Source organism: Helicobacter sp. CLO-3 (assembly GCF_001854545.1).
Classification (GTDB): domain Bacteria; phylum Campylobacterota; class Campylobacteria; order Campylobacterales; family Helicobacteraceae; genus Helicobacter_B.
Genome location: NZ_MLQN01000003.1, coordinates 88,352 through 102,225 on the forward strand (window position 1 = coordinate 88,352; position 13,874 = coordinate 102,225).

The following is a 13,874-nucleotide window of genomic DNA, read 5'->3' on the forward strand; positions in this document are numbered from 1 at the left end:
AATCTGGTCGAAAATTTATCCGAAAATCTAATCAGAAATCTGCCCGGAAAATCTTGCCTCAAAATCTGCCCGGAAAATCTGCCTAATAGAAATATAAAAGCTAAAGCCAAATATTTTGGCTAGATTCTGCGCTAGAATCTACTTTTGGCGGCTTGCAAAGATTCTAGGCTAAATCCAAAAAATCACAAACTAAAATTTTACCTAGAATCCAAAGAATCCAAAATCACAAGCGCGCTTAGATTCTGCATTTTCGCAAAGCGATAGTAAAATCTAACTTAGATTCTAGCGCTCAAAAAATCACAAAAACCATAAAAACAAGTTTTGCAAAACGCGCCAGAATCTAAATCTGCCTAAAATCCAAAAATATTGGCAAACGCAGAATCCAAAACCGCACGAGAATCTAAAAATCTGCCTAAAATCTAAAATCGCAAGCGCGCTTAGATTCTGCGATTTGCAAAAGTGCCCGCCAAAATCCAGCCTAGATTCTAGCGCTCAAAAAGTCGCAAAAAACAAAAATCATAAAAAACGCGCCAAAATCCACCCGCCAGCGCTTTCACGCCAAGCGCGTGCCTAGATTCTAGCCCCTTTGTATCGTAAAGCTCGTGATAAAAACATTCGTCACTTCGCCATCGACTAGAAACTCATTAATCCGCGTGCGAATCTCTTCTAGCGTGCGAGTCTTGCCCTTCGTCGTGCTTAGCTCTTCAGGCGTTTTGGAGGAAAACACCTCTATCACGACGCTTTTTATCGGATCGATTTTTTTCTCGACTTCTGGCTGCAGCTTGACATCATCCAGCGCGATAGACACAGACACCTGCAGATACGCATCGCGCCCTTGCGTGGAGAGGTTGATGATAAGCGGCTCTTTGCTAGTGACTACAGGGATCGTAGGGCCGATATTCATAAGCGATGATGAAGACGCCGACGCGCCGCCCGATTTTGGCTTGCTCGCTTGCTTTTCTGTCTTTGTCGGCGCAGCTTCTTCCTCATCATGTCCGCCGCCCATTAGCATTATCACCACGACACCAACGATAATGAGCAGCAGCACCGCGCCCAAAATCACAAACAACATCGTTTTATTGCCACCGCCTTTTTGCTCTTGGCTTTCTTCTTCTTCCGCCATTTACGCTCCTTGTGTGAAATAAGTGAGGCTGCTTTTGCCAAATTTTTTGACTTTTTGCAAGGCAAACCGCCCGATCTGCGCGCCAAACGCATACAAACTGCTATGCTCAATAACCACTAATTCTATCTCGTCATTGCTAATTTGGGCGATAAGATTAGCACATTTTTCATAAATATCAGCATAATCTTGGCGGATAAAAAATGGCGGGTCGAGATACAAAATGCTAGGCGTGGCGATGTCTGCCAACAGTTTTGGCAGGGCGTGGAAGCTATCGCCTTGTATGATTTGCGCGCGCGGCTGGCTCGCCGCGTCTAGATTCTCGCGCGCAGAATCTAAAGCACCAGAATCTAAAACCTGCGCCTTTTTGGATTCTAGTCCAGCAGAATCCAAAGTTTTGGATTCTATGATGCCTAACAGCGCGAGATTTTGCCTAAGCACACTTATCACACTAGAATCCATCTCGCAAAACACAGCGCCCAAAGCCCCGCGACTAAGCGCCTCTAGTCCCATGCTCCCGCTACCCGCAAAGCCCTCGATGAAAATTTTGCCATAAATATCTTGCGCGATAGTGTTGAAGCAGGATTCTTTGAGGATGGATTTGCTAGGGCGCGTGATGAGCGCGTTTTTGTCTGATATGCTTTTATCAGGTGCGCGTTTATCCAACATATTTTTGTCTGATATGCTCTTGTTTCGCGCACTTTTGTTTAGCACGCTTTTACCCATATCGCGCGCTAGATTCTGCGATTTATCATCCAAAGCATCGCGTGCTAGATTCTCATCCCTTGCCGCGCTTGGCGCGTATATTTTCCTGCCTTTCCATTTACCACTGATTATGCGAAGTGTTGGCGCTATTTTAGGCGTTTGTCGCGTGTTTGAAGCGCTTCTAGCAGATTTGGCACCGCCAGTGCGCGCGCTATTTTTGGCGGATTTGCAAGAGAATTTGCGAGGGGATTTATGAGAGGATTTGCCGCGCGCCATCATCTGCCATGACTTAGCAGCTCATACAGCTTGTGGCGAAACTCCGCGAGCGTGTCCTCGATGAGCGCATCAATCTGTATAAAAAGCTTGGAATCGCGCGCGCTAAGGGCGTTTAGCTGCTCTTGGCAATAAGTCGCGTGGAAAATCTTGCAGTTTGCCAGCAGGCTTTCTTTGGTGAAAGGATTTTTGATATGCGCGCTTTGGGCATTGCCGACAAGGCAGACCGGCTTCAAATCGCACGCCTGATAGTCTGAAAGCACAAAATCGCACTCTTCAAGCGGGGCTAACATATCCTTGAGATAGACTTCTAGGCTTTTTTGCAGAAGCTCTGACTCGCATATCACAGCAATTTTCACCGGCATCCTTATGGTTTGGGATTTGAGATTGGCACATTTTGCGCGCATTATAGAAAAAGCTTATTAAAGAATCGTTTAATCATTGCGCTATTGGCGTAATTTTTGGCGTTGGCGCAAATCTTGGCACTAGTGCGAATTTTGGCATGCGAATTTTGGGCGCAAACTTTAAGACATATTTTTGGAGGCATCAAACTTGTATAAAGCGATATTTAAGTGCAAAAAAGCTAGAATCCACGCGCTCCTTTTCAGACCTATGCAAGGTTATTTTCTGGCAACGCTTCAGGGTGGGAACACAGCAGAGCACTGGATTTTGGCTTGTGCCGTAGGTATCTGAAGAGGGGTTTTGACTGCACAAAGCCTTAAACACGATAGGCTTTTAGATTCTGTCAAGCTACACCTTTTTTAGAAAACCCATTTTTAGATTCTACCAAAACCTTGTTTTTTAAACAGCTATCTTTAGATGCCACAAAATTAGATTCTACTTTTTCATATTCCAAAACCGTTCAATGCAAAAAATAAATTCTCTGATGTATTCATTTTATGGATTGCTTTGCAGGCAGCTTGCTCCAAAGCAATCTATGCTGCGCCTCCTAGCTTTTGCCTCTTGTAAATTCTCCAAACAAAATACCATTTGTAAATATCATTTAGTCAAAGTTTTTATAAATATTGGCAAATTTCGCCAAAATAATCAAAAAGTGCGTTTGTATTTATGAGTAGCGTAAGGTAAGATAGTGGCGGGGCTAGGCGATTACCCTATATAAATGCTAGCAAAACTAGCCTCCGAGCTTCGGGAACACACAGCCCAATCAAGCTTCTACGGGTTTCCTTTCCTTCACCAGCAAGGCTAGCGATGGATTATAGCACAAAAAACAAGCCAAGTTTCGCCAATCGCCAAACAAGCGCATAAAAAATCATCACAAACAGCAAATAACAAGGCGATCTATAAACACAAACCAACAAAGATTCTAATACAATCACCAAAGACGAGTGCAAGTATTTTGCGCCAATGAAAATCGGCGCGCCGATAGTGCAAAATGATGGCGATTATGGCAATTTCAAATCCGTGTATCAAGAGTTTTGCTTGCAAAATGAAAGCGGTGGCGCGTTTTATCAGCCAAATGTGTTTTTTGCGTATGAGTCATGCGGGCTAGGATTCCGCAAAGGTGGCGAGATTTTGGATAATTACTCAAAATTTGTTAGCCACATCATTGTCTAGAACAATCGCGCAAAATGTATCTTACTGCCAAAAGGGCTAGATACATTTCCGCGCAAGACTAAAATTTAAAGAAAAATCTAGTCTTGCACAACAATATGATACGCTTAGCCATACTAAATAATCCAAGCCCACAAACCAGAAGCGGCTAAAAATAACAAAACCGCAATGGCTGGAATCTAAACCTTCCGCCTTATCTCATAGCCTAAGTCCTGCACAGATTCCATCACTTTTGCAATGAGATGCTTTTCTTGCTTGCCGCTTGCATCATACTCTACACTTAGCAGTTTTTGCTCCAGTGAGACTTGTGTGCCTATCACACCACTTACTTCTTGGACAAAATTTTGCACCTTGCTAGCGCATTTACCACAATGCATGCCTTCTATGATAAATTCTATTTGTCTCATTTTACTCCTTTAAGTCTGGTAAATTTCATAGTCAGTAGTATCTAGGTTTTTGATACTTGGTCTTCGTCGGACAGGCTAGCCCTATGCAACCCGGCTTTCCAAAATATAAGGCACACTCAATTTAGGTTATATTATACAATCGCGGTTGTGTCTAATCCACAAGCTACTTAGCCCAAACGCCGCCTAATCCAAAAGCGATTTGGGGCGCTCGATAAGCTGTTCGGAATCCTGTAGCTGCTTTGCCTCAAAGCGCGCAATTTTATCACATTTTTCATTCATCATATCGCCATTATGCCCTTTTACCCATTTTGCTTGGATTTTGTGTGGCTCTGAAAGCTTGATATACTCGCGCCACAAATCCGGATTTTTCACCTCGCGAAAATTTTTGCGAATCCAGCCAGAAAGCCACTCATTAATCCCCTGCGCGACATACTGCGAATCCGTGTATAGCTTTATCTCGCAAGGCTCTTTCAAAATCCTAAGTGCCGCGATCACTGCAAGAAGCTCCATGCGGTTGTTGGTAGTGTCTGGCATCGCGCCTTTTACGATTTTCTCCACGCCCTTATACACAAGGATCGCGCAATACCCGCCAGCGCCCGGATTCCCAAGCGATGAGCCATCGGTGTAGATATTAAGCTGTTTCATTTATCTCCTTATAAAGTGGTGTAATTATCGGCGTTTTGGGCGGTGACTTCTTTGATTTTGTAAATCAAATCCATCTCGCCCACGCTCGCGCACATCGGACATCTGAATGAGTCAAATGGAAAAATATTTTTGCAATGATGACAGCGATACTCAAACACCAAATCGCCCCTTTGTTTAGAATGCGCAAAAAGCACGCGCAAGACTTCGAGCTCAAAAAGCGGGGCAGAATCTGGGGCGGAATCTGGCTTGGATTCTGCAGTGCGCGTGCTAGAATCTAGTTTGGATTCTGCGCCCGCGCCAAAATTAGATTCTGCGCTGGATTCTGCTTTGGATTCTACGCCCGCGCTTAAGTTAGAATCTGCGCTTGTGGCGATGCTGGATTCTGTGTCAAAATTAGATTCTGTGCCAGAATCCAAATATCCCTTTGCCACAAACACATCCAAAATATCGCGGCGTCCATGCTTTGTTATCATCTCAAAGGGCACCTCTTCTTTGCTAAAGCGCCACAAAATATCCAAGCAAAACTCCACCGACTCCGCCTTCAAAATCTCCTCCCAAAAAAGCTCTCTCGCATACAAAAATAAATAATCAAATGCCACGCGCCTAATCGCATTATTATAATGCATAAGCGATATAACTTCTTTATTTTTTTTATTTAGCGATAAAATATGACTATTTATTAAAAGCATAAAATGCAAATATGCCTTGATATTCGCGCTTTCTTGGCGCATTTTTGGCGTGCTTATTTCATTTAGACATTCTAAAACATCTAGCGCGTCTTGATACTCGCCCATACTTTCATGCGTGCGCACGAGATAGCCTAGAATCTGCACATTTCTAGGATATGTCTTTAGAATCTCTAGAAAAATATTTTTTGCCCTTTGTAAAAATCCCACTTCAAAATAAGTGATTCCGAGTGATTCTAAAATAATTATTTTTTCTTGCGTGTTTTTTGTCTTTTCTAAAATCTCTAGATAAATTTTTATCGCATAGGTGCTATCACCCGCGCGCGCGTAAGTTTTGGCAAGCAAAAGAAGCGGGGGGATGGGATCTTTGGCAAGGGAGAGAAAATCCACAAACTCATCGCTAAGCGAGTTTTCATGATAGGATTTGGTGAAATTCTCCAGCGCGATTTTATGCTTTTTGGCGCGATATTTGTTGCGCCCATAGTCTGCAAACACCAAAATCACGATAATCGCCACCAAAATCGCCACGCCAAAAAGCGGGTCTCTATACAAAAACGCTATTTGGTCAAGCATTTTTCACCCCCTTTTGATATTTTGCGCCCATGCTGTTGTGCGCGCATTTTTTGGCTTTTGAGCGCGTTTTGCACTCGCGAGATTTGGCGCATTTTGAACTCGCAAAATTTTGACACATCGCATCAAGGCGCGCGCAAATACTCTATGCGCGCTTTTAGCTTGATTTTTTCAAAATACTCGCCAAGCACTTGTTCTTGGTTGCTTTGGGCGAGTTTTTGGGCGATGTAGTTTTTCGCCTCTTCAAAACTCATCGCATCCTCGCCTATCTTATCCTGCACCAAAAACGCCACATAGCTGCCATTCCCCGCATCTAGCACGGGTGAAAACTCGCCCGCTTTTAGCGTGGAAAACATTTGCGCGATTTGCGGGTTTAGCGCGCTAAGTGTTAGTTTTTCTGGCACTTTTTCCACGCCATTTATGCTTACAAGCGGGCTTTTTATCGCGCGCTCTAGCAGCTTTGGATCTTTGGCGCTATATCTTGTCGTCTGCACCTCTTTCGCCACGACAAACTCGCTTTTGTGCGTGTCATAATACCGCCGCATCTCATTTTCGCTCGAGACATCCGAAGAAAGAAGGATATTTCGCATAAGCTCGCGCGTCTGGATTTGATCTTTTAGCTGCTCTTTATACACATCTAGCGTCATTCCCTCTTGGCGCAGGGCATTGATAAACTGCTGATATGTTAGCTTATTTTGCGAGGCGATGGCTTGGATTTCTTGATCTAGCCTTATGTCATCAACATCGATTTTTAGGCGCTTGATTTCTTGGTTTTTTAGCCTTTGGGCGATGAGGAATTCTTGTGCTTGGTCTTTGCTGATGTGCTGTTTTATCATGAGATTTTTTATCTCATAGATAGTGATAGGATCGCCATTTACTTTGATGGCGATGCCTCCGATTATGTTTTTGTTTGCGCTGTTTGCGGCGCTTGGCGCATTTGTGGCGCTTGGCGCGCTGTTTTGCGCGCTGCTAGATTCTGGCGTAGTCTTAGATTCTGGTGTGGCAGAATCTAGCGCGCTTATGCCTAGCATCCCTATGAGTGCGATGCCACAGATGCGCGATAGGGTGGCTTTTTTGGCTGGATTTTTGGCGTATTCTTTTTGCATTAGTTTTCCTTAATTTTCCTTGTAGTTTTGGCTTAGACAAATAAATGCAGAATCTTAGCATTATTTCTCTAAAAATATCTAAATGCAAATGCGCGCAAAAATTACACACAAAAAATTCTCCACAAAAAACTTGGTGCGCAAAATCCTAAAAATCCTTTAAGCCAAAAGATTCTACAATTCGCGCCTTTAAACGCTGCGCGATAAGTCAAAACGACAAAATATCCAAAAATCTTAAAAACATTTAAGGGAAAAATATGCCACAAAATCAACGCAAACAAAATATTTCTAGTCATTGCGAGGAGGCAACGCCGACAAAGCAATCCATAAGCGCACTAGAATCTAAAAACACAGATTCTGCCCCAGAATCCGCGCCCACAAACCCCGCCGCTGCAACCCCTGCCAAAGCCCCCTCCAGCCAAAAAGGACTCATCGCGCTGGCGTTAAGCGCGTTTTGCATGGGCGTTACCGAGTTTATCATGAGTGGCGTGCTGCCGGATGTCGCGCGCTATTTTGGCGTGTCGCAGCCCGTGGCTGGCTGGCTTGTGACGATATATGCCATAGGCGTCGTCATCGGCGCGCCCATCCTCACCATCCCCATAAGCCAGCTAGACCGCAAATACCAGCTGATGCTAAACCTATTCGTCTTTTTGCTAGCAAATCTCATCATCGCCATTAGCTCAAACTTCTATTTGACGCTCGCCGCGCGCTTTGTCGCAGGCTGTATGCATGGCGTGTTTTTCGTCATCGCCACCATCGCCGCGGTGAAAATCGCAACTCCGGGCAAAGAAAACACAGCCCTAGCGCTTATGGTATCAGGTCTCACCATAGCGCTTGTCACAGGCATCCCGGCTGGGACATTTATCGGGCAGAAGTTTGGATTCCACGCGATATTTTGGCTTATCGTGTTGCTTACAAGCATCGCGCTTATCTCGGTGTATATCATCATGCCAAAGATACAAGGCGCACGCACGCTTTTCAAAAACCTAATCCTAGCCATCAAAGTCCCCAAACTCCTGCGCGCCTATGTCGTGACGGCTTGCACTTGCGGGGCGGGATTTGTGATATACACCTATGTCGCAGAGATTCTTTTGGCGCTTTCAAAGTTTGAAAAAAGCACGATACCACATATCTTGCTAATCTATGGCGGAAGCGCGATAGTGGGGAATCTGATAGGCGGGAAAATCACGGATGCCAAAGGCTCGGTGATGACGCTTAGGATGGTGCTAGCGGGGCAAATCATCATCTATGGCGCGATGAGTTTTAGCGCGTATTCGCAGATTTTGGTGCTTTGCAACCTCTGCCTCATGGGCATCATCTCATTTGCCGGCATCCCAGCACTCAAATCGCTAAGCATCATCTCATCGCACAAATACGCCAAAGGCTTCGAAGATACCGCAGTAAGCGTAAATGAAGGCTCATTTAATGTAGGTATAGCGCTTGCAAGCGCGCTTGGGGGCGCTGTGTTTGCGCATATTGGCATCGAGTTTAACGCGCTTTTTGCGATGCTTTTCGCCCTGCCTGCATTTATCATCGTGCTACTCACACCACGCGGGATTTGAGGAAATATAGAGGCTTAAGGAAATATAGAGATTTGAGAAAATAGAGGGGGGCTAAAAATGAAATATATTTTAAAAAATAAAGATGTGCTAGAGTTTGAAGTGGTGGGGCATCTAGCGCAAGCTGCTGGCAGCGATGCAATGATGAAGCGAGAAAAAATAGAAAATATAAAAATAATAAATCCCACCCTTTTGCCAAAAAGCATAAAAATATCTGACATAGAAAAAAGCCTAGAATCTTATATAAGACATAGGAAAATCCCCAAAAATAGAGCATGCGCTAGTGCGATAATAAAAGCCTATCAAAGCGAGAATGGCGAAAAGCTTATGGATTATATAAATGCCTCATTTGGACTCTCACTAAATGATACTTACTGGATAAATAAAGCAAGCAAAAATAATAATCCAAAAAATACTTGGCAAAAAATCAATCTTTATGAAAATAATTTTAATAAATCTATAAAACTAGCAGCCTTTGGAATCATTTCTAATGATTTACCACACACTGCCAAATCGCCAGAATACACCACCAATGGTATGCTTAAAAAATACTGGCACAAAGAAAAAAATAATATTTATTTGCTAAAAAGTCATAGTCATATGTATGAAAGTGGAGCGGAGCCTTTGAGCGAATATTTTGCCGCACAGATTGCTAGCATCATCGGGCTTTCTTATGTGAAATATGATTTGGTGAAGTTTTATGATGAAATCGCGAGTCGGTGTCCTATTTTTACCAGCCAAGATGAAGGATTTTTGCCGATGTCTTATTGCCTAGATTCTGATGATAGGAGAAAAAAGGGCAATGAGCTAAGTGAAAAAATACTACAAATCTGTGGCAAATCGCACTTGAAAGAGCATTTTGAAGACATGATGATGTTTGATGGGCTTATTTGTAATATCGATAGGCATTTGGGGAATTTTGGCATGATGATAGATAATGATACGCAGGAGTTTATCCGCCCTGCCCCGCTGTTTGATAATGGCCTATCAATGATGACTTGGCTTTATGATTCTGATTTGAAAGAGAGTGTCGAGAATCTTAATAATTTTGTCGGCGGTGTCAAGGGCTATTTTGACCTGACTTTTGATACGCATTTGAGATTTTACACGCGAAAAAGACATGCAAAAGGACTAGAGGAGCTAAAAAATGGCGCGCTAAAATCGCTAGATTTTCCAAAGTCGATAAAATCTCACGCATATAAAAATAAAAAATATTTAGAGCGCATAGAGTGTTTTATAAAAATTATTTCTAAAAGAGCAGAATATGCGCTAGATTTTGTAAAATGATTTTTGATATTTTGTGCTATGATTTTTTGCGCTATAATTTATCAGAATCTAGCATAATTTATCGTAAAATCTACTAAAGGCATGATATGACAAATCCGCTTTATATTTTCAAGCAAAATAAATTATATGCCAAAATAGATGAGGGACATTATTATTTATTTTGCGATGATGATTTTGCGCTAAGTGATGATGATATTTTTGAGATTATTGATATTTTGCCAGAAGGTATAGATTTAGAAATCATGCTGCATGCACTTAGGGCAGAAAAAAGCAGAGATATTTTGCCATTTTTGATAAATACTATAGGTGATTTTCATTTTTCTTTTTCTAAAGATGATAAAAAAGCACAAAAGCCTATTTTATCAAGCACAAATTTATGCGATTTGGATTCTAGCCATGCATTCCCAAACATCCTAAAATGCCACATCGATATTCCAGAAAATGCACTAATCCCAAGCATATATGGCTTTGATATAAAGCGCTATCAGAGGCTTTCTATCAGCGGCTATCAGCATAAATTACAAGTTGGCATTATAAATAATATTATGAGGCAGGATTATGCGGATTTTATCCTAAAACCAGCGAGCCAAGATTGGATAAATCTCGCTGTAAATGAGCATTTGCATACGAGCTTTATGAGAGAGTTTGGCTTTGAAGTGCCTTTTAATGCGATAATCTATGATGAAAATCTAAAAAAATATCATTATATAATAAAGCGCTTTGATATAGATTCTAATGCCAATAAACTTCCGCAAATATCGCTAAATGCATTAAGCAAAAGCTATGATAAATATAGCGGAAGTATAGAGAATCTAGCCAAAATTTTAAAAAATAATCTAAATGATAGTGAAAAAATGCAATTTGTAAAATTTATCTATGCCAACGCGCTGCTTCATAATAGCGACCTACACAAAAGAAATATAAGCTTCGTGCCTATCCAAAACAAGCTAGCACTAAGCCCAATCTATGACATCATCAACACATATCCGATACGAGGGCTAAGCAACGAGCAATGCGTGCTGTTTGTCAAAGGCAAGCGCAATAATATAAAAATCTCGCATTTTAAAGATATAGCCAGAATCTTGTGCCTAGATTTTGATGAAGTGCGCCAAAATCTAGCGCAAATCCTAGAAATCTACGCCCAAAAATACCCGCAATACATAGAAAAAATAAAAGAAACTCCAAGCTTTTACAATTCAAAAGAATTCCGCCAAAAATTAAAAGAAAGCTATGATAAATGCCTAAGAATCAATGCGCTAAAATAGCTAGATTTTGGTATTATATGATATTTATTCTAAGGAGATTTTATGCTGATTTATACTGCGATTGATGATAAAAAGAAGGCTAGGAAAATCGCTAAAAAGTTGCTTGCAAAGCATCTGGCTGCTTGCATACAAATCCAAAAAATAAAAAGCCTTTATAAATGGCAAGGCAAGCTTTGTGATGAAAAAGAATTTTTGCTATGTATCAAAACTGCGCCAAAAAAGCGCAAAAAGCTCTGCAAAAAATTGCGACAAATGCACTCTTATGACACGCCAGAGATAGCCTGCATAAGCGTAAAACATTGGGATAAAAAATATAAAAAATGGCTAGATAAGGCTATAAGAAAATAAAATCATAAAAGTGGCTTGCAAAAAATAATTTGCTAAAAATCTAGATTCTAACAAAACTTTGGCGCAAACAAAAAGCGGATTCTGCAATTTTTATGCAAACCACGCATCGCAAAAATTAGTAAAATCTACCAAGCTTTTGTCTTTTGCTAATTTTTCTCGTCAAATTCGCGCCCAAATCTTACATTTTGCCAACTTTAATGCTATAATGCGAGCGTTTTGAGAGAGTGCGCACCAAATGCGATTTTGCGCCAAGCATGGATTTGTGCTAGACAAAGATTTGCACCGAGCAAAAACTCGCGCCAGACAAAGTTTCACGCTAGGCGAGGATTTGCGACAAGGCAACAAAACGCAGAATCCGCGCGCTCTAGCGTTTTGGCGACAAGCGAGATAAACAGCGCATCAATGCAGACAAACGCGATGCGCGACACAAACGACGCAAACGACGCAAACAAGCAGGATAGTGCAACACAAACGCGCCGCCAAAAGACGCAAAAATAAGAGCGCCCAAAAACACCAACTAAGGACACCAAAAGGACACCAAAATGATAAATATACTAAATTCTAGCGATTCTGGATTTGAGGCCGCATTTGGCAGAATCCTCATGCGCGGCAAACAAGACATAAAAAGCGTCTCCGCCAAAGTCTCAACCCTCCTCCAAGAGATACAAGATGATGGCTTGCAGGCGGTTTTGGCGCAAATCGCGCGCTTTGATAGCTGGAATCCAAAAAGCCTAGATGACATCAAAATCGCCCCGCAAGAATGCCAAAAAGCCTATGAAAAGCTAGATTCTGACACGCGCAAAAGCCTGCATATCGCGTATGATCGCATCTTTGCCTTTCATCAGAAGCAAAAGCAAAAGACTTGGCTTGATTTTGAGCCAAATGGCAGCATGCTAGGGCAGATGCATATCCCCATCGAGCGCGCTGGGCTGTATATCCCCGGCGGCAAGGCTGCCTATCCTAGCTCGCTGCTTATGAATGCGATCCCTGCGATCGTCGCTGGTGTAGAGCAGATAGTCGTATGCACGCCAGCCCCGCAAGGCACGCTAAATCCGCTGCTTCTCGCCGCGCTCCATATCTGCGAAATCCGAGAAATCTACAAAGTAGGCGGCGCAAGCGCTATAGGGCTTATGGCGTATGGGCTGGATGCTGGCGACGCAGTTTTTAGTAAAGCAGATTCTGGCAGTGCAGATTCTAGCAAGGCGGCGGATGCTGGCAAAATAGACAAAGCAGATTCTGCCAGCAAAAGCAGCGCAGATTCCGCGCCCACGCGCCCACTCGTGCAAAAGGTCGATATGATAAGCGGTCCGGGCAATATTTTTGTGACGACTGCCAAAAAGCTCGTGTTTGGCGATGTGGGGATTGATATGATAGCGGGTCCTAGCGAGATAGCCATCATCGCTGATGAGCGCGCAAATGCCGATTTTATCGCGTATGATTTGCTCTCCCAAGCCGAGCATGATGAGATGGCTAGCTCATTTTTATTCACCACCAGCGGCGAGCTAGCCTCTATCGTGGCGCAAAAAATCGAGCAGATTCTCCCCACGCTGCCAAAACATGACATCGCCAAAACAAGCATAAACAATCGCGGCGCTATCATCGTCTGCAAAGATTTGACAGAATCCATAAACCTATGCAACGCCCTAGCACCCGAGCATCTAGAGCTACTCACCAGCAATGCCTTTGAGCTGCTGCCGCGCATCAAGCACGCGGGCGCGGTTTTTATCGGCGAAAATACGCCAGAGCCCATAGGTGACTATCTAGCCGGTCCCAACCACACGCTTCCAACAAGCGGCAGTGCGCGCTTTTTCTCGCCTTTGAGCGTGGATAATTTTATGAAAAAAAGCTCGATTATACATTTTAGCGATGAGGCGATGCGCGAGCTTGGCGAGCATTGCGCGAGACTAGCGCACCTTGAGAATCTAGATGCGCATAGGCTTGCAGTGCTTGCGAGGCTTGAGAAGTCAAAGTCTGAAAAATAGAGCAAAAATCAAGGAGCAAATAAAGAGTAAAAATATCGCGCGATGCGTTTGTGCCAAACACCAAAACTTAAGGAGTCAAAATGTGGGAAGAATGGAGCGATAATGAACTAGAAGTGCTGCAAGGCGATCCTATCGATAAATGGGGCGATATCATCCTAAACGCCTCGCCAACGCTTGCCAAAAAGGAGCTTGATAGGATTCTGGAGATGCTGGCGGTGTATGAGCTGGCGTTTGAGGAGAGTGGCGCTGATTTGCGAAAATTTTTGCATACGCACAAAGAGGCGATACAAGCACAAAAGCGCAATATCGCGATAGAATCTAGTGCGAAAATCCTAAGCGAAAATGAGTGAAA

Annotated in this window: 14 protein-coding genes, 1 other RNA gene and 1 pseudogene; 9 read left to right on the forward strand and 7 right to left on the reverse strand. The window is 43.0% G+C overall.

Features of this window, described 5'->3' with window-relative positions:
• Positions 1–577: 577 nt before the first annotated feature.
• From BKN38_RS01555 to BKN38_RS01565, 3 genes are read right to left on the reverse strand one after another with little or no spacing between them, the layout of a single operon-like run.
• Positions 578–1,123, reverse strand: coding sequence for a flagellar basal body-associated FliL family protein (locus tag BKN38_RS01555; RefSeq protein ID WP_066454311.1), 546 nt, complete (start codon positions 1,121–1,123; stop codon positions 578–580).
• Entirely contained in the window at positions 1,124–2,101 is a 978-nt protein-coding gene (locus BKN38_RS01560; RefSeq protein ID WP_066454313.1) for an RsmD family RNA methyltransferase, read from the reverse strand.
• Entirely contained in the window at positions 2,101–2,457 is a 357-nt protein-coding gene (locus BKN38_RS01565; protein ID WP_066454316.1) for a hypothetical protein, read from the reverse strand. Before BKN38_RS01565 ends, BKN38_RS01560 begins: the two co-directional genes overlap by 1 nt.
• 242 nt (positions 2,458–2,699) lie before the next feature.
• Between BKN38_RS01565 and ffs the strand changes: the two genes are divergently transcribed.
• An RNA gene (gene ffs / locus BKN38_RS01570) (signal recognition particle sRNA small type) lies at positions 2,700–2,797 on the forward strand.
• Positions 2,798–3,481: 684 nt separating this feature from the next.
• A pseudogene (locus tag BKN38_RS01580) lies at positions 3,482–3,673 on the forward strand (glutathionylspermidine synthase family protein); the annotation flags it as partial.
• A gap of 176 nt (positions 3,674–3,849) precedes the next feature.
• On the opposite strand, the gene BKN38_RS01585 reads toward BKN38_RS01580, so the two are convergent.
• From BKN38_RS01585 to BKN38_RS01600, 4 genes are all read right to left on the reverse strand, one after another.
• The gene (locus tag BKN38_RS01585; RefSeq protein ID WP_066454324.1) at positions 3,850–4,077 is read right to left on the reverse strand and encodes a heavy-metal-associated domain-containing protein; all 228 of its coding nucleotides are present in this window, start codon (positions 4,075–4,077) and stop codon (positions 3,850–3,852) included.
• 183 nt (positions 4,078–4,260) lie between these two features.
• Positions 4,261–4,722, reverse strand: coding sequence for a ribonuclease HI (gene rnhA / locus BKN38_RS01590; RefSeq protein WP_066454326.1), 462 nt, complete (start codon positions 4,720–4,722; stop codon positions 4,261–4,263).
• Between the two features lie 8 nt (positions 4,723–4,730).
• On the reverse strand, positions 4,731–5,981 hold the full coding sequence (locus BKN38_RS01595; RefSeq protein WP_066454328.1) for a lipopolysaccharide assembly protein LapB: 1,251 nt from the start codon (positions 5,979–5,981) through the stop codon (positions 4,731–4,733).
• A gap of 122 nt (positions 5,982–6,103) precedes the next feature.
• The gene (locus tag BKN38_RS01600) at positions 6,104–7,084 is read right to left on the reverse strand and encodes a peptidyl-prolyl cis-trans isomerase (RefSeq protein WP_066454336.1); all 981 of its coding nucleotides are present in this window, start codon (positions 7,082–7,084) and stop codon (positions 6,104–6,106) included.
• Positions 7,085–7,338: 254 nt separating this feature from the next.
• On the opposite strand from BKN38_RS01600, the gene BKN38_RS01605 reads away from it, so the two are divergent.
• From BKN38_RS01605 to BKN38_RS01635, 7 genes are all read left to right on the forward strand, one after another.
• Positions 7,339–8,643 (forward strand): MFS transporter, encoded by a 1,305-nt coding sequence (locus BKN38_RS01605; RefSeq protein ID WP_082942465.1) that lies wholly within the window; start codon positions 7,339–7,341, stop codon positions 8,641–8,643.
• Positions 8,644–8,700: 57 nt separating this feature from the next.
• Positions 8,701–9,927, forward strand: a complete 1,227-nt coding sequence (locus BKN38_RS01610; RefSeq protein WP_070957657.1) for a hypothetical protein — start codon at positions 8,701–8,703, stop codon at positions 9,925–9,927.
• Between the two features lie 86 nt (positions 9,928–10,013).
• A complete protein-coding gene (locus tag BKN38_RS01615; protein ID WP_066454798.1) occupies positions 10,014–11,192 on the forward strand; it encodes a HipA domain-containing protein in 1,179 nt (392 codons plus the stop codon).
• 42 nt (positions 11,193–11,234) lie between these two features.
• On the forward strand, positions 11,235–11,540 hold the full coding sequence (gene cutA, locus BKN38_RS01620; protein ID WP_066454796.1) for a divalent-cation tolerance protein CutA: 306 nt from the start codon (positions 11,235–11,237) through the stop codon (positions 11,538–11,540).
• Between the two features lie 216 nt (positions 11,541–11,756).
• Positions 11,757–12,038 carry a hypothetical protein gene (locus tag BKN38_RS01625; RefSeq protein ID WP_066454794.1) on the forward strand — a complete coding sequence of 94 codons (282 nt, stop codon included), beginning with the start codon at positions 11,757–11,759 and terminating at the stop codon, positions 12,036–12,038.
• Between the two features lie 47 nt (positions 12,039–12,085).
• Positions 12,086–13,522, forward strand: coding sequence for a histidinol dehydrogenase (hisD, locus tag BKN38_RS01630; protein WP_104720830.1), 1,437 nt, complete (start codon positions 12,086–12,088; stop codon positions 13,520–13,522).
• An 80-nt stretch (positions 13,523–13,602) separates the two neighbouring features.
• The gene (locus tag BKN38_RS01635) at positions 13,603–13,872 is read left to right on the forward strand and encodes a DUF2018 family protein (RefSeq protein WP_066454783.1); all 270 of its coding nucleotides are present in this window, start codon (positions 13,603–13,605) and stop codon (positions 13,870–13,872) included.
• Positions 13,873–13,874 lie beyond the last annotated feature (2 nt).